The following is a 21,212-nucleotide window of genomic DNA, read 5'->3' on the forward strand; positions in this document are numbered from 1 at the left end:
AGTGTGGGGCTGACGTACAGCGCTTGAGCAATTCGAGTCGCGCTAGCCTTGCATCCCTAGTCAACTGAAAACGTCACCCGAACATCGTCGCGGCCCAGGGCCTTGGCCAGGCCTGCCGGGTTGTCGATGCGGCCGACACGGGAATAGGAGTAAGACGAGGTAAAGGTTTTATAAAAGACCACCAAGGTGTCTCCACCGTACAAGAGCAAATCGCCGCCGTGGAGGGTTCCTGGCCGGTAGGCTTGGGTGGGTAACGGATGCTCCAAGGTGGCGTACTTTTCGTTATTGTGCAGCTCGGTCATGTTCAGGCTGAGCGGCAATCTGGCGACAAGCTCCCGAGTGGTCGGGGTATCTTCAAGAGATATGGCGAAGCGCTGTTGGCCGACGGTCATCCACATCGTGGTGTTCTCCTTGCCTGTTGACGGGCCTGCGATATCCGTCGCAGCGGCGAGGGGTGAAGCCGATAGGGCCAATGGCATCAATGCCGCCAGCCAAAGGCCCTTCCAGCTCTGGGAGTAATCGGTGCCGAGACGGCGAGAATGCATGGCCTTGCTCCGTCGAATGGATGGTCACCGGGTGTGCGGCACAGGCGAACGTGAGGTTAGAAACGTCATCAAGGCGGCTAGCATCAGCAGCGCTGCGCTGGCGATGAAAGTGCTTTGGTAGCCGAGAGTGTCAAACAGTACGCCGCCCACGGTGGAACCCACCGCGATGGCCAACTGCACGATTGCCACCATCAGTCCACCGCCCGCCTCGGCGTGATGTGGCAAGGCGTGCGCAATCCAACTCCACCAGCCCACGGGCGCTGCCGTCGCAATAAATCCCCAGAGCCCCAGCAGTACCGCCACGGCGATAACCCAAGTGCCGGAAGGAATCAGCGCCAAAGCAATCGCGGCCATCAGCAGTGAGGTAGTACTCAGGGTGCCGTAGAGGCTGCGTTTCAGCACCCCGCCGATCATCGTCGTGCCACAAAAGCCAGCTATGCCGATCGTCAATAGCAACAGAGAAAGGGTTGGCACGTTAACCAAAGTTATTGTTTCCAGAAACGGGCGCAGGTAAGTGAACAGTGCAAACTGGCCCATGAAAAACAGGCCGCTGGCGGCCATACCCAGCGCCACCGTGCGATTTTTCAACAGTTTGAAAACATTGCCGGCACCTGGCGAACGTTCCTGTGTTGCCATACTGGGCAGGCTTGTCCATTGCCAGGCCAGGGCAATCAGTGCCACCGGAACCAAGCAGAAAAATGCACCGCGCCAACCTATTACGGAGCCCAGATAACTGCCCAGTGGCGCTGCCACCACCATCGCCAGAGCGTTGCCGCTGTTGAAAACAGCCAGCGCCCTGGGTACCTGTGCAGCCGGAACCAGGCGCATCGCGGTGGCTGCCGACATCGACCAGAAGCCGCCAATCACCACACCAATCAGGGCACGCCCAACCATATAGATCAGGTAGTTCGGGGCAAATGCCACAACGGCGCCCGACACCGCCATCAAGCCAGTGAGCGCCAGAAGCAGCGTCTTTCTATTGATGGTGCCGGCGATCCAGCTGATGGACAGGCTAGCCAACACTGCAAACGCGCCAGAGATGGCAAGCCCCTGCCCTGCCAAACCTTGACTGACGTGCAGGTCGTCTGCCAATGGCGTCAGCAGGCTGACTGGCATGAACTCCGATGCAATCAGCGCGAACACGCACAATGTCATCGCATAAACGCCGCCCCAGTGAGCAGTACGGGTGCCTGTTTCGCTGGCGGAGGTGGCGCCCAAATGGGTGTCAGCGCAAGTGTTGTTCATGGTTGGATTGATAAGCCTCGGTGGGGTGGTGCAGCCGGTTACTTCAAGTTGTCCTGGAAGAACTGGGTCAGCTTGGCGAAAGGAATCAGCTCTACCCGGTCATACAGATCGACATGGCCGGCATTGGGCACAATGACCAACTCTTTAGGCTCACCCGCCAAGCGGAACGCCTCTTCGCTGAACTCGCGGGAGTGGGCGTTTTCACCTGCGACAAACAGCATCGGGCGGGGCGAAATACTCTCGATATCTACGAATGGGTAGAAATTCATGAATTTGGTGTTGCTGCTCAGCGTCGGGCGGGTGGTCTGTTGTGGCGTGGAGCTTGTCGGGGTGAATTCGCCACGCGGGGTGCGGTAGAAGTCAAAGAACTCGCGCTGAATGGGGTGGGTGTCGGCATCGAGCTCCTGCACAGTGCCGCCGGGGTATTCGATCTTGCCGCCCGTGAATTCCACATAGCGTTGCTCGGCCGCAGCTGCGATGACCTGCTTGCGCTGCTCAAGGGTTTGCGAATGCTTGAGACCGTTGCGGTTGGCGGCGCCCATGTCGTACATGCTGACAGTGGCGATGGCTTTCATGCGCGGGTCGATCTTGGCCGCGCTGATCACAAAGCTACCGCTGCCACAGATACCCAGCACGCCGATCCGCTGACGGTCGATAAAAGGCCGCGTGCCCAGGTAATCCACGGCGGCACTGAAGTCCTCGGCGTACATGTCCGGCAGCACTGCATTGCGTGGCATGCCTTCACTTTCGCCCCAAAACGACAAATCCAGCGCCAGAGTAACGAAGCCCTGTTCCGCCAGTTTTTGCGCATACAGGTTGGAGCTTTGCTCCTTTACCGCGCCCATGGGGTGGCCAACGATAATGGCCGGGCTACGGGCGGCGTTGTCCAGACCTTTAGGAATGAACAGATTGCCCACCACATTGAGCTGGTACTGATTTTTGAAGCTGACCTTTTGCACGGTCACCTTGTCACTTTTGAAGAAATTATCTGCACCGTTGGACATATCGGCTCCTAACGCGGTGAATGAACTCAGCAGCAACCCGAGCATTACGAGAAGTTTTTTCATGGAGCATCCTTTTCAGAGGAAAGCTAACGGCGACGCAGGCAGTTAGCGCCGGGCTCGCCCCTCTTCTTGCAAGAGGGGCTGGGATGCCAGCTATTGTTGCTGAATGACGAGATTTTGATTAGCTAATGAATACTTAATGCGGTTATAAACACAGCTAATCAATCGCCCGAGTGATATCGCTATGGCTAAACACAATTTCAACGATCTGCTGGCCTTTGTGACCGTGGCGCGCGTGGGCAGCTTTACCCGCGCGGCGGTTCAACTAGAGGTGACCCAATCGGCAGTGAGTCAGGTGGTGTCGGCCCTGGAAGCACGTCTAAAAATTCGCTTGCTTACTCGCACCACTCGGAGTGTTTCTCTGACCACGGCGGGTGAGCGGCTGCTGGAAGCGGTGGGCCATCGCTTCGATGAAATCGAGGCTGAAGTAGAAGCCTTGACCGAGCTGCGCGACAAGCCGGCCGGCACGGTGCGGATCACCTGCGGTGACAACATCATCAAGACCACGCTGCTACCCAAGCTAACCCCACTGCTGCAGATGTACCCGGATATCAAGCTGGAATTCGATATCAACTATGGCTTTCGCGATATCGTCGCCGACCGCTTCGATGCCGGCGTGCGCTTCAGTGACACGGTGGCCCAAGACATGATTGCCGTGCCCATCGGCCCGGCTATACGAATGGCGGTCGTGGCAGCGCCAAGCTACTTCGCCCAAAACCCCGCCCCTGAACACCCTCGCGATCTGGCAACACATCGCTGCATCGACATACGGTTCCCTACTTATGACGGCATGGACGCGTGGGAATTCGAGCGCCAGGGCAAAAAGCTGAAAGTGCGGGTAGCCGGCCAATTGGTATTCAACTCCACTACCCATATCGCCGATGCAGCGGCCAACGGGCTGGGCATCGCTTACCTGCCCGAGGACGAGTTTGCCTCACAACTGGCTCAAGGGCGCCTGGTTCGGGTGTTGGAAGACTGGTGTGAGCCTTTCGGCGGTTTTCACCTGTACTACCCCAGCCGCCGGCAACCTTCCCAGGCATTTTCGCTGGTCGTTGATGCATTACGGGTGGACCGCTTGCCACCAGATGACAGCCTGACCGCCACGGATGCGTGACCGCGACGATTGGAGCGAGTACGCGGAGAAACGCCTAGCGTTTGCAAGGGCACATGCAGATCGCCGTTTCTGGCCGAACTCGGCGAGTAGTTAATCCACTTAAGGTGCAGACGGCACGGTGCTTATCTGCGGGGTAGCAGCAAAGCTTTGAGGGCAATGCGCATTGCTCTGACGCGATGGGGTTCAAGATGAAATTTTGACTCTGCAATGGCGGGAATGCATTGATGGTTTACAGGGGTAAATGCGCGAGGGTCATGTCCGATTTTGGCCGATTTCTGCCTGTCGCCAACGTCAGGTATGGTTGTTTGCTGCCTGTCGCGAAGGGCCGCAGTCGACCCATTGCAGTCATTCAATCCCCGAGCCTTTCCCGCGCCATCTTCTGATTGGTCGGCGTAGCTTCCTTCCATTGGAAGACTCAAGCGTTTTTCAAACACGCAGCAAAAACACCCGAGCCCGTTCCTCTCCTTGATCCTCGAGGGATACAGACGGAGTCGGCGATTTATCAGATTGAGACGACCGCACCGAGTGGCGCCAATGATGTGTATCAGAATGATATGTATTTACTTACAAAAGATAATCGTTATCATCTGCGCGATAATTCATACAAAAGGTGTTCATGGTGACTCGATCGCGCATTTATCCAGCGTCTCTGTCGTTGCTGGGCGTTCTGGTTGTACCTGATTTACAAGCAGAAACGGCGTCTGCTCTAACCTTGCCTGCCACCGCTGTGAACAGTGAATACAGCGAGCAGAGCTACATGCCAACCGAGAGCAGGAGCGCGCTGAAAATCGATGCCCCGCTTCGGGATATCCCGCAAACCGTCAACGTGATTCCCCAGAGCGTCATCAAGGATCAGGGGGCTCAGTCGATGGAAGACGTGCTGAAGAATGTCCCCGGTATCGGCCTGTCCAATGGTGACGGTCAGCGCGACCAGGTCACCATTCGTGGTTTCAGTGCCATTGGCGACATGTACGTCGACGGCATTCGTGACGATGCGCTGTACTTCCGGGATCTGTCCAACGTCGAGCGGGTGGAAGTGATCAAGGGGCCGGCCGCAGTGCTCTATGGCCGCGGTTCTTCCGGTGGCCTGATCAATAGCATCAGTAAAAAACCCAACTTCACCCCCAAGCAGGAAGTGGGTGCCAGCTTCGACAGTGAAGGCAAAAAGCGCACCCAGTTCGATGCCGGTTGGGCCGATCAGCAGCAAAACGACAAGGCATTCCGGGTGACCGGTGCTGTGGAGAACAGCGACACCTTTCGGGATGACGGCTACATCGACCGCAAAGCCATCGCGCCTTCGGCCTACTTCAAACTCTCGGATGATCTGGAGCTGGACCTGGGTGCTACCTATCTGTATGACAAGCGCCTGATTGACTTCGGCATCCCGGCACGAGGTGATCGTCCGGTCGACGTGGACCGCGACAAGCGCTTCGGTGCCGCCGACCCGGATGATGACTACACCCGCAGTGAAGTGTTCTCATTCACGGCGGGTGTCAACTACCGGATCAACGACGATTTCAGTCTGAGCAATACCAGTCGTTACTACCACTACGACCTGGATCGCAACAACACACTCGCTGACTCCAGCCCGACACGTTTCGTTACTGCGCCCAATGGTGAACTGCTGGTAAAACTCAACCGTGGCAACGTGCAGCGCAAGGAAGACGGTTGGTTCAATCAGACCGAACTCAAGCAGCGCGCGGTGCTCGCCGGGATGAACCATAACCTGCTCTATGGTGTGGAACTGGGGCGCCAGGTGAAGGACCAGTCCGTGTTCAGCCAATCCGATGTGGCAAGGGTGCCGGTGTACCGCGATGCCTTGGTCGACGTGCCGTTCCAGGCCAACCGGCAAACCGCCAAGGGCACCAATACTCAGGACACTGCCGGCTTCTACGTGCAGGATCTGATCGAACTGGCGCCACAGTGGAAGGCTCTGCTGGGTGTGCGCTATGACGTGTTCGACCAGGAATACTCCGACGACCTGACGCACAGCAATCTGTCCCGCACCGATACTACCTGGAGCCCGCGAGTCGGTCTGGTCTACCAGCCTGATCAAGTGCAGTCCTATTACGTCTCGGTGAGCCGTTCCTACCAACCCTCCGCCGAGATGTTCGCCCTGAGTACGACGAACCAGGATCTTGAACCAGAGGCAACCACCAATTTCGAGATCGGCGGCAAGTGGGACCTGCTCGACAATCGCCTGGCGTTGACGGCGGCGCTTTTCCGCCTGGAACGCACCAATATGAAAACCAGCGATCCGGCGAACCCGACCAAACTGGTGCTTGCTGGTGAGCAGCGCACCGATGGCCTTGAGCTGACCGCCAGCGGGCAGTTGAGTGACAAATGGCAGGTTTATGCCGGTTACGCCTTTCTGGATGCGGAGATCACCAAGTCCAACAGCCGTACCAACGGGGTCGCCAACGAAGGCCAGGTACCCACCTTGACACCGCGCCACAGCGCCAACTTGTGGTTAGTGCGTTCGCTGACGCAAACCTGGCGTGTGGGCATGGGGGCCAACTATGTCGATGATCGCTATACCGCGCTGGATAACACGGTGGTCATGCCGGCTTACACAACAGTGGACGCTACACTGCTCTACAACCAGCCGAAATGGGACATGGCCCTGCGTCTGCGCAATGTCTTCGACAAGGACTACTATGCTTCGGCGCATGGTTCGGTGGATCTGATCACGCCCGGTGCCCCTCGGACGCTGGAGCTGAGCACCAACTATCGTTTCTGAGTACAGACCTTGAGAACAGGCGTCCGGCATTGTCGGGCGTTTGTTTGGACCTGTACCATTTCCATCGGCTCCGCCAGTTCTGCCCCTCCGCGTATTCGGTGGATTGGCAAGATGCGGCAAATAAGCCAAAACTGCCCTTCACGAAAGACAGCTAATGGCCGTTTTCTGCCCGTCACGAATGACCGGTTTGGGTTGCAGCCCGTCGCGAAAGCAACAATCGGCCAAAAGCTGACGATGAACACGCCACCTATGATCAAGCCGACCCCCGCACGCCCAACAAACCCGGCCCACGTCACATTGTCTCTCGAACAAATGTTCGGGACGGCGCCGCGCACTCATGGTCACCGCTTTGGGTAGCTCGCTGATACGGAGATTCACAACACGTATTGCTGTGCCTGCCCCATCAGCGACGGCGGCGACCCGCAGGCATTCACAGCACCACCCAGTATCAAACGCCCGCTCGCCCCACCGCCGCTATCAGCCTACCCGGCGTGAAGCACGACCTAGGGAATAGGCAGGAAAGTCCGTATAACCCACCTCCCCGCATCGAGTGTAATACGTAGATCGGTCCGCTTCGTCCAACGGCCAACCGTGCTTGAGACGCTCAGCCAGATCCGGGTTTGCGATATAGGGTCTGCCGAAGGCGATCAGGTCCACTAACCCGGTGTCGAGCGCATCCTCAGCGTTTTTGCGATCAGTGAAGCCGCCGCACCAGATGATTGCGCCAGGAAACACTGCCCGAACCTTGGCCAGCAGAGCGTGGTCGAGGTGGTGGGATTTGAACTCGGCCACCTCCATGTTCTCCGCAGGCATCAGCTCGTAGACCAGGTGCAGATAGGCAACGCCGAGACGACCCAAACGCTCGGCAACGTACAGCAAGGTTTCCTCGGTGCGAGGGTCCGCCGGAATGCCATTGAACTTGCCGAACGGCGACAGGCGCACACCCACCCGCCCCGGACCCAATTCACGCACCGCCGCTTCAACGACTTCCAGCAGGAACCGTGTACGGTTTTCTACGCTTGCGCCTCCATATAAATCGGTGCGGGTATTGAGCACCGAGTTCATGAACTGCTCGAACAGATAACCGTTGGCTCCGTGGATTTCGACACCGTCAAATCCGGCCTCCCGGGCGTGGACGCAGCCTCGGGTGAAGGTGTCGACCAAAGCCATCACTTCCTCCGGCCTCAGGCGCCGAGGCTTGCCTGCCGGGATATGGGCCAACTTGCCATCCGGGCCGTGGGCGAACACCTGCGAGTCAGCCCGTTCATCGGTCACACCCCAAGGCGCCTCGCCGTTCGGCAGGAGTGATGGATGGGCCATCCTGCCGACGTGCCACAGTTGCACAAATATCGTGCCGCCATTGCGGTGAACTTCATCGGTCACCAAACGCCAGCCCTGCCGCTGGGCTTGCGTGTAGATGCCGGGGGTCATGGCGTAGCCATTGCTGGACGGCGCAATGTCCGTTGCCTCGGTGATGATCAGGCCGGCACTGGCTCGCTGCCCGTAGTAGGTGGCCATCAACTCATTCGGGACGTCACCCTCGGACGTACGCGTGCGAGTCATGGGTGCCATGACCATGCGGTTCTTCACCACAACGTTGCCGCCAAGCAACTGAGATTCAAACAGGTCTATCATGTGGCCTCCTTCGCATCGGTCTTGATCGGAAGGAAAGCGTACTTTTCGTAAGTCGCGCCCATCTACACACCGTTTAGTCAGTGGTGGCAAATGAAGACAATCAATAGACTGCCGGGCTTGCCGATCGAGCGCACGCTGGCTGTCCTCTCCGGGCGCTGGAAGGGGGTCATCCTTCATGTGCTGCTGGACGGACCGCACCGTACCTGTGATTTGGAGAAGCGCATTACAGGCATCTCGCAGAAGGTGTTGATCGAGCAACTGCGAGCGCTTGAGGAACATGGGGTGGTGAGCCGGCAACCCAGCGCCCTGGATCGTCAGGGGATCGAATACCTGCTCACCCCGCTGGGCGAAAGCCTGCGGTCCATCCTTGAATCGCTGATCGATTGGGGCGTCCATCACGCCGAAGAACTCGACGAGGGCCATAGGCTGCTGCCATGCGAGGCTGTTGTTCGAGATCGCGTTAACTGACTCGTAATGCTGGGGTCGATAGCCGCTCGGTGCTTCTGCTAGTCTGCCCAACCCGACAGTGATCAAAGCCAGGCTCAAGCAATGTTCAACATCCGTGTGATGACCATGGACGATTACGATGCGGTCATTGACCTCATGAGGCGTACCCCAGGCGTTTCCTTGCGGGATGCCGACTCGCGTGAATCGACTTCGAGATATCTGGAACGAAATCCCGGAATGAGCTTCGTGGCTGAAGTCGGTGCCGTTCTGTGCGGTTGCGTCATGTGTGGGCACGACGGTCGCAGAGGCTATTTGCAGCATCTGGTTGTCCTTCCTCAGCATCGGCGGCAAGGCATCGCCAATGCGCTGGTAGAGCGCTGCCTTTCGAGTCTTGAGAAACTCGGAATACTTAAATGTCATCTCGACGTTTTCAAGACCAATGGAGCAGCTGCCAGCTATTGGCAAAGCCAGGGTTGGCAGCTCAGGTCTGATATCGATCGGTATTCGTTTACCCGGTTGGATAATGAGAACGTGTGACCGAGCGACGGCATTCATTCCCGTGGTACGGTCCCGCGCCACTTGAGCCTTTAACTGACCCTCCAAAACCTGCACAATCGCCGGCTTTTTTCGCGACAGGAAGTCTTCATGCAACGGATTGTAATTCTGGGCAATGCCGGCAGCGGCAAATCTACCCTCGCCCGCGCCCTCGGCAAACGCTTGAGCCTGCCCGTGGTGCATCTGGACACGCTGTTCTGGGAGCCCGGCTGGGTCGAGCCCGACGCTGAGCAGTTCCGCGCGCGGGTCCGCGAAGCGATCGCACAGGATGCCTGGGTCTGTGAAGGCAACTATGCGCGGCGAACCTTCGACCTTCGCCTGCCCCGTGCCGACCTGATCATCTGGCTCGATACGCCGCGGCTCACCTGTTTCGCCCGGGTGATCATGCGCAGCGTAATGAACCGCCCTCGCCATGACCTTCCGAAAGGCTGTACCGAGAAGCTCGACCGGGCGTTCCTGACCTTTCTGAACTTCGTGTGGAATTTTGATCGTGGCTACCGCGCAGGTATCGAGGCAGTGCGCCAAACCATAGGCCCGCAAATTCCTACGCTGCACTTGCGCGGCACGCGACAGATTGCGGCATTTGTCGATAGTTTGCCCGCAATGTCTGGAACCTCCGTCCGGCCTCCACCCCCCGCGCGAGCAGGCTGTCTTGGCCTGGACGGATGTCCGGACTCAACAAGCGGTCAGTAATCCCAGAAGGCCGCAATCCAGCGAAGGCATGTCGATTGCCAATCGGCCTCCGCTCTACGAACACCAGCCACCACATGCACTAAACCGCTGTTTCGCCGCCTTGCGGCTTACCCACGCCATACCTCGCGCCAGCCCGAAGCGCATGACGGAGTTTCAGGGCCGGCCGTTCGATTCAGTAGTACGAAACGCAGCTCAATCCGAACGACAGGACCAGAACGGCGGCAACGATGTGCGCGTCGTAGGCAACGGGCCAGAAAGCGCGCAGGAGTACATCACCACAAAGTGATTCAGGAACACGCCATAGCTGATGTCCCCGAGGAACTCGTCAACCCGATGAAACTTGAGTTTCGTCAGCACGTACACGGCCGGGATGCCTAACGCGATGCCCGCAGTCACCTCCGCGTTAAACGGCCGACGCTCAATCAGTCCCGCTTCGATTGCCGCAAACATCAAGGCAGCCACCACGGCGGTGCCGGCGGCAATCGCCAAGCCCTTGGCCTGCGGTTTGTACAGGTAACTGCCGCACAGGAGCATGAACAGACAGGTTTTTTGTGGCGCGGGATTCCGTAATGAACAAAAAAAAGCCCCACAACCGAAACGCGGTGCGGGGCAAAAAACTTGGTTGGTTGCGGCCAACCAAAGGAGCGCTTGAAAAACGTTTACGGCCGGGTCAGATGCAATCCTGTGCGGCGCGTCCAAAACTCGACGGCAGGAAGTTCGAGGCCAGCAATTGCCGCTCGTAGACGAACACCTTGCCGCCACTGCCAGCCTTGTAAGCTTCCAGCACGTTGTCTGCGGAGACTTTGCTCGGCACCACGATCCGGTAGCTGCGCTGGGTCTGCGAGACGGTCGGGTTCAACGCACTGCCCTGCAATTTCGGCACAACGCAGTCGGCGTATTGCGCAGGTGTCTTACGGGTCTGCAAAGTCAGCGTCGGGTCGTTCGGCGCAGAGGCGCAACCGGCGAGCAACAAAGAGGCAAACGCCATGACAGGCACAAACAAAGGGCGCATGGATGTCATCCTGAAAATAAAAAGTCCGGTTCAGCAGGTGACGAAACAGCGTCACGGGCGGTGTTCGATGGGGACGATTGTCCGGTCATTGCTGACAAAGCAGAACTTGTGTTTCTTGATTGTCACTATTACTTCCAGCAATAGTTGCGTGCCGTGCAGACTCGTACACACTCAATCACAACTTAAAAAGATTGATGAGGCCTTTCCTTGAGAACGTTTGACCTGATCCGCGACGCCGTCCTGCCCGATTTCCGTGATCGGGTGGCCGAGTATTTGATCGAGTACGAAACCGTACTGCTAAGCGAAATCGCACCCGACCCGGAGCTTGTGCGAGCCACCGCCAATCAACTGCGCGGTTATTTGCGCGGGTTGAACACCACGCGAGTGTTGGGCATGGCGGATTGGGAGGAGCTGGATCGGCGGGTGGTGGATACGTGGCTTTTGCCTGACCAATGACGGGTATGGCGAGCCGCTTCGTTGGCCGCAATTGAGCCTTGATTAGCTCGCCTCAGGGCGTGCGCGCTCGCATATTAAACAGGCTAGAGATTGCTTGTTTAAACGACCTAAAGTTTACGTCCTGAAAGCTACAAAACCTTGCGCCGTTGCCTACGGCTGCGCCAGAATCCGCCGGCTTGTGCGCCTTGGAGCCCATCGGTAACTTGACTCGTGTCACTGCCCATCAGTGATCGGGTTTCGCAGCCCGGGTAATCTCTAGACGCACAACGTCTACGTCTCATGAACAGACGCTTCATCAAGTCTGTCATTCATGTCATGGCGGCTGTGCGTGGGAGACCTTAGGGTCTGCCGGGTTCCTAGAGTCCTGGTCTGCGAACCCGCGTACAGTTGCCACCTATTTTTCGTTTCGCAGCGAATGGTGGCAGCTCCATTTCTCTAGGAGTTTTGCCATGTTCAAAGTTACGCCAAACCCACCGGACACCGATCCGGCCTCCCCGTACGAACCCGATTCAAAGAAGCTCAACGAGGCCGCCGAGCGGGCTCTGGACTTCCACTTCCCGTCGAATGCCGACATCAAAGCCACCCCGCGAACACGCAGCACCCTGTTTTCCGTGGATCCGGAGGCCACGGCTGAAACCCTGGCGGTTTACTTGGTCGAGACGCTGGCCTCGGTCGATGTGATGGTCCATCAATTGATCGATCACCTGGAGGGTGAATCACGTTATGCCCTGCTGGGTATTTCCAACAGCATCATGGTGGCGGAGATCACGGCGAACCGGGTGTTGGACAAGATTGATCTGCCCAAGTAGTTGCGGTCTGCTGTGGTGAGTGGGTAGCTGATGTTAGGTTGCGCAGCTGTGCCTTTTTTGGGGCCGCTGCGCAGCCCAACGGGGATAAATCCCCTCGCCACAGGTGTTGCTCGACTGAAGATTGTTTTAAGCGAACGGCATTGGCCTCGACCGGTCTTACACGGGATTGAAGCAATAGGCAGCCAGTTTGTTACCGTCCAGATCACGGGCATACGCAGCGTAAGCATTCGGCGCCCAGCCACGCGGTCCCGGGAGGCCTTCACACGTACCGCCAGCGGCCAATGCGGCGGCATGAAACGCGTCGATGGCCGCACGGGTCGGTGCCTCGAAACTCACAGTCACCCCATTGCCGACGCTGGCAGGTGCGCCGTTCGCCGGTTTCAGAACGAAGAAAGCCGGTGCGTTTTCGCCCCAGATAGAACCGTTGTCGCCGAGGTCTGCGATACGTTTCTGGCCAAGTTCTCCCAGTACGTTGTCGTAGAAACCGCGGGCTTTGCTCAAGTCATTGGTGCCGACTGTAACGTGAGTAAATACGCTCATTTTTATAGCTCTTCGTCAGGTTGAGAATGACGCGTATGGCGTCGTGGTTTCGGCCAAGAATGTGCCCCGGTCATTTGAAAGAACAGTGATGAATCGGTATTAATCCGATGCGAAGAGCGCATAGACACAGAGGTGCCCTTCACAACGTCCGGTGCCTTGATACTCTGTGTGCCTCATGATCATGGACATCAGCACATGGAAGTAGCACCACAATTCGTCATTCTTGAAACCGACCATTGGCTTCTCAATCATCACCTGTCATCGGCGCTTCCCGGCTATCTGATGTTGGGGGCGAAGACTCACGTCAACTCGCTGGCTGGACTTCCCGACGGTGCGCTAGCGGAAAGTGGCTGTACATCAGTCGATTCGGTCATGACCCTGGCTACCCCATCCACTTTCATTTCATTCCGGTGTATGCCTGGGTCGAGGAGCTTTTCTGGAAAGATGCCAGGTACAGGCTTTTGCAGACATTCGCCAGCATCGAAAACACCCTGACACTAACTGACGGGGCGGAACTGACGCTGTTCATCTGGCGTGAATTTGGAGAGAGCCCGGAGCCGCCGGCAGTGCAAGGGCCGTCAATCGACCGGGTCATTGATGATTTACGCAAAGCATTCAGATAGGGGCAGCGAGTTTGTCTGTTGTGGTCGATTGCCCCCCTTCACGACACATATTGATTAGGTCAAAAGCGGTTAATATCGCTGCGCTTCGTCTACCCTCACAAAGCGCCAGGCAGCACTCAGCTTGTGCCAGGCGCATCGATATTCTTATGTTCATTCACCGGAGAGCTTCCATGCTCAAGCGTACCCTGGCATTGGCCGTCGGCTTTACCCTGTCTTTTGGCAGTCTGATGGCGCAGGCCGCCGACACCTTGAAAGTCAGCGCGATTCCCGATGAAGCCCCGACCGAATTGCTGCGCAAGTTCAAGCCGCTTGGCGCTTATCTGGAGGAAAAACTGGGCATGAAGGTTGAGTTCGTGCCGGTGAGCGACTATCCGGCCGTGGTCGAGGCGCTGGCCACTGACCGCATCGACATGGCCTGGCTGGGCGGTTTCACGTTCGTGCAAGCGCGACTTAAAACCGGCAATGCCATTCCTCTGGTACAGCGCGAACAGGACGCCCAGTTCACCAGCAAATTCATCACCGCCGACCCGAACGTCAAATCCCTCGCCGACCTCAAGGGCAAGACCTTTGCCTTCGGCTCGGTGTCCTCAACGTCGGGCAGTCTCATGCCGCGCTACTTCATGCTAAAGGACGGCATCAAGCCGGAAACCTACTTCAGCCGCGTGGGCTACTCCGGTGCCCATGACGCGACCGTTGCCTGGGTCCAGGCCGGCAAAGTGGACGCCGGGGTATTGAACGCCAGCGTGTGGGAAAAACTGGTCGCCGCCGGCAAGGTCGATACCAACAAGGTCAAAGTGTTTGCGACCACCCCGGCCTACTTCGATTACAACTGGACGGTGCGCGGCACCCTCGACCCGGCGTTGGCGGCGAAGATCAAGGCAGCCTTCCTCGCACTTGATCCAGCGAACCCGAAGGACAAGGAAATTCTCGATTTGCAGGCCGCCAGCCGTTTCATCGAAACCAGCCCTGACAATTACAAAGGCATCGAGGAAGCCGCCCGCGCCGCCGACCTGCTGAAATGACATTGCGTCTGACCCAGGCCAGCCTGACCCACGCCAACGGCGTTCAAGCGTTGCGTGACGTGGACCTGCACATCGGTGCAGGCGAACAGGTTGCCATCATCGGCCCGTCCGGCGCTGGCAAGTCGAGCTTGCTCAACTTGCTGGCCACTGCTTTGCGACCGGACAACGGCGAGTTGCAGGTACTCGGCGAGCGCGCGTGGCAACTGTCTGCCCGGCAGCGACAGCGTCTGCGCGCGCGCATCGGTCTGATCCATCAGTCGCCGCCCCTGCCACCGCGCCAGCGTGTGGTCACTGCGGTGCTGGCCGGAAAACTGGGTCAGTGGGGCCTGGGCAAGAGCCTGCTGAACCTGCTGCATCCGCTGGATGTTCCCGGCGCACGCGCGGCATTGGCCAGGCTGGACCTCGGCGACAAGTTGTTCGCGCAATGCCAGCAACTGTCCGGCGGACAGCTTCAGCGCGTGGGCATTGCCCGCGTGTTGTATCAAGCGCCCGAGGTGTTGCTGGCCGATGAGCCGGTATCGGCGATGGACCCGGTGCTGGCCGAACACACGCTGTCGGTGCTCTGCCGCCATGCCCGGGAGCACAACGTCACCCTGATTGCCAGCCTGCATGCGGTGGAGCTGGCCCTGGCGCATTTTTCGCGGATCATCGGCCTGCGTGACGGGCAAGTCTTGTTCGACCTCGCGGCCAGCGAGGTCGACCGCAAGCTGCTCGACAAGCTCTACGCCAACGAGCAGCTGCAATCCTCGCCGGTGCCTCCCGTGTCCCTGAGTGTGCAGATTCCCCGATGCTGACGTCTGCCACCCGCGACCCTGCCGCCCTGCCCCGTCTGCTGCTCAGCCTGCTGGCGATCGCCTTGCTGTGGCCGGGCATCCGCTACAGCGAGTTGGACCTCAGCGTGTTGGTGGCGAGTGACAGTCAGAGCGAGATGGGCCGGTTTGTCTCGGCCTTCTGGCCACCGGCCCATGACGGGGAGTTCATCGAGCTGCTGTTGCAAGCCACCTTGCAGACCCTGGCCATCGCCACGGCCGGCATGGCCCTGGCGTTGCTGTTGGCCGTCCCCGCCAGCCTGCTGGCCAGTCGCGCCCTGTCGCTGTCGGCGGCCTCCCGTGCCGGTCGCCCGAGCTATGGGGGCCAACTGCTGCGTTGGCCGGTACGCGGGTTGCTGATCTTCCTGCGCAGCGTTCCGGAAATCGTCTGGGCCCTGTTGTTCGTGCGTGCCGTCGGCCTCGGCCCGACGGCCGGGGTGCTGGCCATTGCCATTACCTACAGCGGCATGTTGGGCAAGGTCTACGCAGAAATTTTCGAATCGGTGGACCAGCGCCCGGCCCACGCGTTGCTGCGTTCAGGCAGCGGTCGGCTGGCGGCGTTTTGCTACGGGATATTGCCCAACGTCGCGGCGGAGCTGATGTCGTACACGGTGTATCGCTGGGAGTGCGCGATCCGCGCCTCGGTGGTGATGGGCTTCGTTGGTGCTGGCGGTCTGGGCCAGCAAATGGACCTGTCGTTGCGCATGTTCGCCGGTGGTGAAGTGGCCAGTTTGTTACTGACCTTCCTCGGCCTGGTGCTGCTCGCCGATCAACTCAGCCGCCTGCTGCGCTGGAGGCTGGCATGAATCGCCTGATCAACCTGGCCCTGATCCTTGCCATCGGCATCGCGGTCGCCGCTTCTTTCAGCTACTTGAACATCGACCTTGGTGAGCTCGGTGCCGCCGGCAACCTGAAACAGATGGGGGCCTATGCGCAGCGTTTTCTCAGCCCGGACCTGAGCGCGGGTCATCTGCAAGCCATCGGCCATGGCGCACTGGAAACCATTGCCATGTCTGCTCTCGGCACCCTGCTCGCGGCGGTGTTCGGCCTGCTATTGGCACTGCCCGCGGCCGGGCGTTTCGGCTGGCCTTTTCAGAGTGCGTCGCGTCTGGTGCTCAACGCCTTGCGCGCGGTTCCGGAACTGGTGTGGGCCGCGCTGATGGTCCTGGCCGCCGGGCTCGGCCCCAATGCCGGCACCCTGGCATTGGCCCTGCACACCACTGGCGTACTCGGCCGATTGTTTGCCGAAGCACTGGAAAACACCCCGCCAGAACCCGCCGAAGCCATCCGCCTGCAAGGCGGTAATGCCGTTTGGGCGTTCTGTTACGGCACACTGCCCAACCTGTTGCCCCAGCTCCTGGCCTACATTCTGTACCGCTGGGAAAACAACATCCGCATGGCCAGTGTGCTGGGCTTCGTCGGCGCCGGTGGTTTGGGGCAAATGCTCTATGTCAGTCTCAGCCTGTTCCAGGAAGCTCAAGCCAGCACAGTGATCCTGGCCATGCTGCTCCTGGTCTTCGCCGTCGATTCATTGAGCAGCTGGAGTCGTCAACGCTGGGTCAAGGCTTGATGGTTACTCCTCAGAACGTCCCGTGCCCTCACGATCGTGCTCGTAGTGTCTGATGAGCGCAAACGCCGGCAACCAGGACTCGCGACGCACGATCCAGCTTTCATAGGTTGGCATCAGTTGGTCAGGGACATCCAGGGATCCCAGGTTCACTTCGACTTCGTCGTCGGTGCGTGCAAAAACGGATGAGCCGCAGCGGGGACAAAAATGCCGCCCGGCGTAGTCACGTGTTTCGCCAACGACCTTCACCGCCTCCTGAGGGAATATCGCGCTGGCGTTGAAAAGAGCCCCGTGATGCTTGCGGCAGTCGAGACAGTGGCAAAGGCCGACCCGGTAGGGCCGTCCTGACGCCTCGATTCGAACATCGCCGCACAGGCAACCGCCGGTGAATCGGTCCATTTTGCGTCTCCTCTGAATCCGGACCAGTACATGATGGACCACTCGACCCTTCTGTTTCTGCTCGACAGCCAGGGCCGCTACCTCAAGCATTTCGGTCGCGGGATGGATGAGAAAGACATCGAAAAACAGGTGGTCGCTGCACTCTCAGATGCAGCGGCCGGTCGCTAGATAAAATCAGACGTAGTTAAGGTCTCCTCCGCTGCTGGATGTCAGTGTGGCCAGAGATCGACCGGAAAGTACTTTTGCGAGATTTGCGTGTACTTGCCAGAAGCATGCAACTGCGTGAGCGCCACATCGATTCGCTCTTTGAGTGCGGTGTCACTCTTGCGCAGGCCCGCACCGACCCCCAGACCATAAAGCAACGGGTCCATCTTGACGCTGCCGACGCCCTTCTCCTCGTACGCCAACCCGTCCTGGGACTTCAGGAAATCGATGTCGCCCAACTTGTCGAGGAACATGACGTCAATACGACCCGCCAGCAAATCGGCGTTGCAGTCGTCCTGCGTGGTGTAGATACGGATGTTCGAGGCCTTGCCGTAAGCGGTCTGGATGAACTCGGCGTTGGTGGTCGAGCCCTGCACACCGATGGATTTACCGGCCAGGCCTTCCGGTGTCAGCGTCAGGTTGACGTCCTTCGCAGCAACGAAAATCCCTGTCGTCTCATAGTAAGGACGCGAGAAAGCGATGACTTTCTGCCGCTCCGGACTGATGCCCATCGAGTTGAAGAGCACGTCGAACTTGTTGGCGAGCAGTGCCGGAATGATGCCGTCCCAGGCCACTTCCTTGATCTCGCACTCGGCTTTCATTTGCTCGCAGAGTGCACGGATCAGGTCGGGCTCGAAACCGGTGTATTGCCCGGTGGGTGTCTTGACCAGAAACGGTGGATACGGCTCGGCTGCCACACCGAAACGCAGCTTGTCGTCTGCTGCGCTGGCCGGAGCCGTAAAGGAACTCAACGTCATGCCGATTGAGGCCAGTAAAACCAGATTGCGGAATATTCGTTTCATGGTCGATCCCTTTTTTTTCAGGAGGATGGTTGCGAATAAAACGATTCAACATCAGAACAAAAAAGCCTTTTTAAGCCCCGGGTACAGGCAACGGCAGCCATCCCTGGATCGCTTGCCAATCTGACTCGAGGGTCGCAAAACGAGAGAGCGAGAACGTCGACAGGTCGGCGAAACTGCACTCACCGTCGACAACCAGATCGCGGATGGCATGACCGCTCGCCGGCGAGAGCCCGAAACCGACACCGGACATCGTCGCAACGGTGACGTTATCCAGCGCCGCAGGACGATCGATGACGGGACGACCATCCGGTGTATTTTCGATAAACCCGGCCCAACTGCGGATCACCCGCTTGTGAGCAATCTTGGGGAACAGTTCGGCCAGTCGTTTGGCGATATTGCATTGCAGCGGTGTCGACTGGGGACGTGTGCCGCGCAGATCGGCGAGCTCGACCCATTCATGCGGGCCACCGCCATACGCCAGGTTGCCGCGCAGGGTTTGCCGGCCATACAAACCATTGCCATCCACACCACCCACCTCCAGTAACGGCAGCGGTTCGGTCACGATCATTTCGGCACGGGCGGTGACCAGCGGAATGTCTACGCCAAGTTGGGCTGCCAATTCACCGGTATGCGGGCCGGCGGCAATCACCAGGTGGTCGCAGGCGATCAGGCCTTGTGCCGTGCGCACGCCCGTCACGCGGTCGTCTTGGCGTTCGATGGCGACGACGGGTGTGTGCTCGAGAACGCGGCCGCCGAGATTTTGCAGCGCCCATGAGTAGGCCTGCAGCGTGCGGTGCGGATTGGCGTGGCCGCCGAAATGGTAGTAGTAGCCCGCCAACACGTTATCACCCGCGAAGGGCACGAGTTCCCGAACCTCCTGAGGGTCCAGGAGGTCAACGCGCAACCCATAATACTTCGCTTCATCCACGACTTTTTTGTCGAGTGACAACTGGTGTTCGGTGAGATCAATGCTGATGCGGTCCGGACGATACTCGGTCGGGTAACCGAGCAATTCATCCATCATCGGCCACAGTCGCTGTTCTTCAAGAAACAGCGGACTGTGGTGATGCGAACACCCTCCGCCGTTACGGCCCGAGGCGCCCCAGCCAATCAGGTTGGCATCGAGGACCAGCACATCGACGCCATCGCGCGCCAGCCACCAGGCGGCGCTCAGTCCGGTGACGCCGCCGCCGACGATGACGACAGATGCACGGTTGGATGATTTCTTGACTGCCTGCATGATGTCAGCCCTCGTTCTGCGACGGGTTTATGTGATCGACTGCATCCTGCGGGCGCCTGGCCACGGTCTGCTGCCCGGTGCACAGCCAGAACGGCGTCCACTGTGACGGCATGTCAAACCAGGCATCCCAGCGGTTATGCATCGACGGCGCTTCCTCGATCTGGCCAATCTGGTGCAGTGACAGCGGGCGGACCGGCGGGCGAAACGAGGCCAGCGCAATCTCGCCGACATTCAAACCGGCACCGATGCCGAGCAAGGCCGCCACCTGTTCGCGGCAACGACGTCCCTGGCAGGGACCCATGCAGGCGCGGGTAAGACGCTTGGTCACATCCGGGTGGGGCGAATCGTTTGTCATGGTGTTTTGCAAAGCTGCGTCGGCGGGTGTCCAGTCGAGATAACGCGGCGGTTGTTGGCCGAGGATTTCGCTGGCCGTGACCTCTTCGCACAGGCAAACGAAGGGTTCGTTCTGCGCATGGACGGTGGACGCGCGCACCCAGGCCTCGCGATTGGCGGCAACGTTGCAGACCGGCACGTCAGGCGCCGATGCGTTGTCGTTCTGCGCAACGTCCACACCCAACGCTGCCAGCGCGGTGCGCGCAGCGATCTGCCCTTCGCGCCGGGAAATCGTGTCGTCGAGGCTTTTCGAAGCCCAGACGCCGGCGCAGTCGCCCGCCACCAGAACGAACGGCAGCGACGTGCGTTGTGCCGAGTCCGTGTCGGGGACGTGGCCGCCGCGGTCGGCCTGAAATGACGTGCCGCCCCCTGCTGCCTCGATCAGTTCGATGGCCGGAATGGCCGCCACCCCCAGCAGTACCGTGTCGCATTCGATCTCGGTCAGAGCTCCGCCAACGGGGCTACCCGCCGCGTCGATCGTCACCACAGTAATCCGCTTGACGCCGAAGGCATCCCCGGCCGCCTCGCGAACAACATGCCCGGTTAACACCTGAGCGCCCTGCTCGACCAGCAGACCGAGCAGCGCGGAATCGCCACTCACCTGCCCGGCCTGTTCAATAATTGCAGCAATCTGCACGCCTTTGCTGATCAGCGCGTGGGCTGACACCAGCGCTTGGGTATCGCTGCCGATCAGCACGGCGCGCTTGCAATCCAGCGCCTCGTAAACCGTCGCCAGTCGATGCGCAGCGCTGACGCCCATGACGCCGGGACGATGCCAACCGTCGAAGGCGAGGCCCATGTCGCGCCTTCCGGCGGCGACGATCACCTGCTTGAAGCGCAGCAGATACGCGTTTTCGGCATCGGCGAGACCGGCGACGGCGCCCTCGATCCACGCCGTGGTGCGTTGCTGCGCAAACAAGCCCCAGACCGCCGTGCCGAGCCGCACGTCGACCCCGGCTTCGAGCGCCTCGGCGATTTCCGGGCGGGCATCGAGCAGTGTCTGCAGCACGCTGTTGTGGTTGGAAACCGCAGCGCCCATGCGGCCACCGAAATGCAGCGGCACCTCTTCGCCCATGGTTTCGAGGGGCACCGGATTTTCGTCCACCAGGGTCACACGCAGGCCCTGCCCGGCGGCGGTCAATGCGGCAGCGAGGCCGGCCGGGCCCGCGCCAACAATGAGAATATCGGTCTCGTCGCTGATCGGCGGAGCTTTGCCGGCCAACGACGCTGGATCGTAGTAGAGGTTGGGTGCGATAGGTCGTTTCACGGTGTGTTCCCCGGAAGGTAAGCGCGTGGG

22 protein-coding genes and 2 pseudogenes are annotated in these 21,212 nt (G+C 59.4%); 13 read left to right on the forward strand and 11 right to left on the reverse strand.

The features are described 5' to 3' along the window. Positions 1–56: 56 nt before the first annotated feature. From ACA070_RS19235 to ACA070_RS19245, 3 genes are read right to left on the reverse strand one after another with little or no spacing between them, the layout of a single operon-like run. Positions 57–545, reverse strand: a complete 489-nt coding sequence (locus ACA070_RS19235; RefSeq protein WP_497447916.1) for a cyclophilin-like fold protein — start codon at positions 543–545, stop codon at positions 57–59. Between the two features lie 24 nt (positions 546–569). Then, entirely contained in the window at positions 570–1,790 is a 1,221-nt protein-coding gene (locus ACA070_RS19240) for an MFS transporter (protein WP_497447917.1), read from the reverse strand. A gap of 38 nt (positions 1,791–1,828) precedes the next feature. Then, the gene (locus tag ACA070_RS19245; protein ID WP_497447918.1) at positions 1,829–2,857 is read right to left on the reverse strand and encodes an alpha/beta hydrolase; all 1,029 of its coding nucleotides are present in this window, start codon (positions 2,855–2,857) and stop codon (positions 1,829–1,831) included. A 181-nt stretch (positions 2,858–3,038) separates the two neighbouring features. Here ACA070_RS19245 and ACA070_RS19250 point away from each other — a divergent pair, with 181 nt between their 5' ends. Next, a complete protein-coding gene (locus tag ACA070_RS19250; RefSeq protein WP_497447919.1) occupies positions 3,039–3,968 on the forward strand; it encodes a LysR family transcriptional regulator in 930 nt (309 codons plus the stop codon). Between the two features lie 616 nt (positions 3,969–4,584). Next, positions 4,585–6,708: a TonB-dependent receptor gene (locus tag ACA070_RS19255; RefSeq protein WP_497447920.1), complete on the forward strand. Its 2,124-nt coding sequence runs from the start codon at positions 4,585–4,587 to the stop codon at positions 6,706–6,708. Between the two features lie 477 nt (positions 6,709–7,185). On the opposite strand, the gene ACA070_RS19260 is transcribed toward ACA070_RS19255, so the two are convergent. Beyond that, entirely contained in the window at positions 7,186–8,343 is a 1,158-nt protein-coding gene (locus ACA070_RS19260) for an alkene reductase (RefSeq protein ID WP_497447921.1), read from the reverse strand. A gap of 90 nt (positions 8,344–8,433) precedes the next feature. Between ACA070_RS19260 and ACA070_RS19265 the strand changes: the two genes are divergently transcribed. From ACA070_RS19265 to ACA070_RS19275, 3 genes are all read left to right on the forward strand, one after another. Further along, entirely contained in the window at positions 8,434–8,811 is a 378-nt protein-coding gene (locus ACA070_RS19265) for a winged helix-turn-helix transcriptional regulator (protein ID WP_497447922.1), read from the forward strand. Between the two features lie 81 nt (positions 8,812–8,892). Beyond that, complete coding sequence (locus ACA070_RS19270; RefSeq protein ID WP_497447923.1) at positions 8,893–9,327, forward strand: GNAT family N-acetyltransferase; 435 nt, start codon at positions 8,893–8,895, stop codon at positions 9,325–9,327. 108 nt (positions 9,328–9,435) lie between these two features. Then, positions 9,436–10,038, forward strand: a complete 603-nt coding sequence (locus ACA070_RS19275) for a P-loop NTPase family protein (protein WP_497447924.1) — start codon at positions 9,436–9,438, stop codon at positions 10,036–10,038. A 79-nt stretch (positions 10,039–10,117) separates the two neighbouring features. On the opposite strand, the pseudogene ACA070_RS19280 reads toward ACA070_RS19275, so the two are convergent. Then, positions 10,118–10,578, reverse strand: a pseudogene (locus ACA070_RS19280) (acyltransferase family protein); the annotation flags it as partial. Positions 10,579–10,708: 130 nt separating this feature from the next. After that, positions 10,709–11,050 (reverse strand): hypothetical protein, encoded by a 342-nt coding sequence (locus ACA070_RS19285; RefSeq protein ID WP_497447925.1) that lies wholly within the window; start codon positions 11,048–11,050, stop codon positions 10,709–10,711. A 207-nt stretch (positions 11,051–11,257) separates the two neighbouring features. Here ACA070_RS19285 and ACA070_RS19290 point away from each other — a divergent pair, with 207 nt between their 5' ends. Both ACA070_RS19290 and ACA070_RS19295 read left to right on the forward strand, forming a co-directional pair. Then, on the forward strand, positions 11,258–11,506 hold the full coding sequence (locus ACA070_RS19290; RefSeq protein WP_497447926.1) for a hypothetical protein: 249 nt from the start codon (positions 11,258–11,260) through the stop codon (positions 11,504–11,506). Positions 11,507–11,955: 449 nt separating this feature from the next. After that, positions 11,956–12,315, forward strand: coding sequence for a DUF6124 family protein (locus tag ACA070_RS19295; RefSeq protein ID WP_497447927.1), 360 nt, complete (start codon positions 11,956–11,958; stop codon positions 12,313–12,315). Positions 12,316–12,471: 156 nt separating this feature from the next. Here the strand turns inward: ACA070_RS19295 and ACA070_RS19300 are convergent, their stop codons facing one another. Beyond that, positions 12,472–12,855 (reverse strand): VOC family protein, encoded by a 384-nt coding sequence (locus tag ACA070_RS19300; RefSeq protein ID WP_131063055.1) that lies wholly within the window; start codon positions 12,853–12,855, stop codon positions 12,472–12,474. Between the two features lie 195 nt (positions 12,856–13,050). Between ACA070_RS19300 and ACA070_RS19305 the strand changes: the two are divergent. The 5 genes and pseudogenes from ACA070_RS19305 (at position 13,051) to phnE (ending at position 16,879) form a co-directional block, all read left to right on the forward strand. Further along, positions 13,051–13,478 (forward strand): annotated as a pseudogene (locus ACA070_RS19305) (HIT family protein). Between the two features lie 170 nt (positions 13,479–13,648). Then, a complete protein-coding gene (locus ACA070_RS19310; protein ID WP_497447928.1) occupies positions 13,649–14,500 on the forward strand; it encodes a putative selenate ABC transporter substrate-binding protein in 852 nt (283 codons plus the stop codon). Then, positions 14,497–15,294 (forward strand): phosphonate ABC transporter ATP-binding protein, encoded by a 798-nt coding sequence (locus ACA070_RS19315; RefSeq protein ID WP_497447929.1) that lies wholly within the window; start codon positions 14,497–14,499, stop codon positions 15,292–15,294. Before ACA070_RS19310 ends, ACA070_RS19315 begins: the two co-directional genes overlap by 4 nt. Beyond that, entirely contained in the window at positions 15,288–16,115 is an 828-nt protein-coding gene (locus tag ACA070_RS19320; protein ID WP_497447930.1) for a PhnE/PtxC family ABC transporter permease, read from the forward strand. Before ACA070_RS19315 ends, ACA070_RS19320 begins: the two co-directional genes overlap by 7 nt. Further along, entirely contained in the window at positions 16,112–16,879 is a 768-nt protein-coding gene (gene phnE / locus ACA070_RS19325; RefSeq protein WP_497447931.1) for a phosphonate ABC transporter, permease protein PhnE, read from the forward strand. The genes ACA070_RS19320 and phnE overlap by 4 nt, the downstream gene beginning before the upstream one ends. A 3-nt stretch (positions 16,880–16,882) precedes the next feature. Here phnE and ACA070_RS19330 read toward each other — a convergent pair whose 3' ends face one another. Continuing rightward, a complete protein-coding gene (locus tag ACA070_RS19330; RefSeq protein WP_497447932.1) occupies positions 16,883–17,275 on the reverse strand; it encodes a GFA family protein in 393 nt (130 codons plus the stop codon). A gap of 30 nt (positions 17,276–17,305) precedes the next feature. Here ACA070_RS19330 and ACA070_RS19335 point away from each other — a divergent pair, with 30 nt between their 5' ends. Next, complete coding sequence (locus tag ACA070_RS19335; protein ID WP_497447933.1) at positions 17,306–17,443, forward strand: hypothetical protein; 138 nt, start codon at positions 17,306–17,308, stop codon at positions 17,441–17,443. A 41-nt stretch (positions 17,444–17,484) separates the two neighbouring features. On the opposite strand, the gene ACA070_RS19340 is transcribed toward ACA070_RS19335, so the two are convergent. The 3 genes from ACA070_RS19340 to ACA070_RS19350 all read right to left on the reverse strand — a co-directional run bounded on the left by ACA070_RS19340 (position 17,485) and on the right by ACA070_RS19350 (position 21,182). Then, positions 17,485–18,282, reverse strand: a complete 798-nt coding sequence (locus ACA070_RS19340; RefSeq protein WP_462027725.1) for a transporter substrate-binding domain-containing protein — start codon at positions 18,280–18,282, stop codon at positions 17,485–17,487. 70 nt (positions 18,283–18,352) lie between these two features. Then, positions 18,353–19,522 carry an NAD(P)/FAD-dependent oxidoreductase gene (locus tag ACA070_RS19345; protein WP_497447934.1) on the reverse strand — a complete coding sequence of 390 codons (1,170 nt, stop codon included), beginning with the start codon at positions 19,520–19,522 and terminating at the stop codon, positions 18,353–18,355. 4 nt (positions 19,523–19,526) lie between these two features. Continuing rightward, positions 19,527–21,182 (reverse strand): FAD-dependent oxidoreductase, encoded by a 1,656-nt coding sequence (locus ACA070_RS19350; protein ID WP_497447935.1) that lies wholly within the window; start codon positions 21,180–21,182, stop codon positions 19,527–19,529. Between the last annotated feature and the right edge of the window lie 30 nt (positions 21,183–21,212).

This window comes from Pseudomonas sp. LBUM1678 (genome assembly GCF_059695575.1).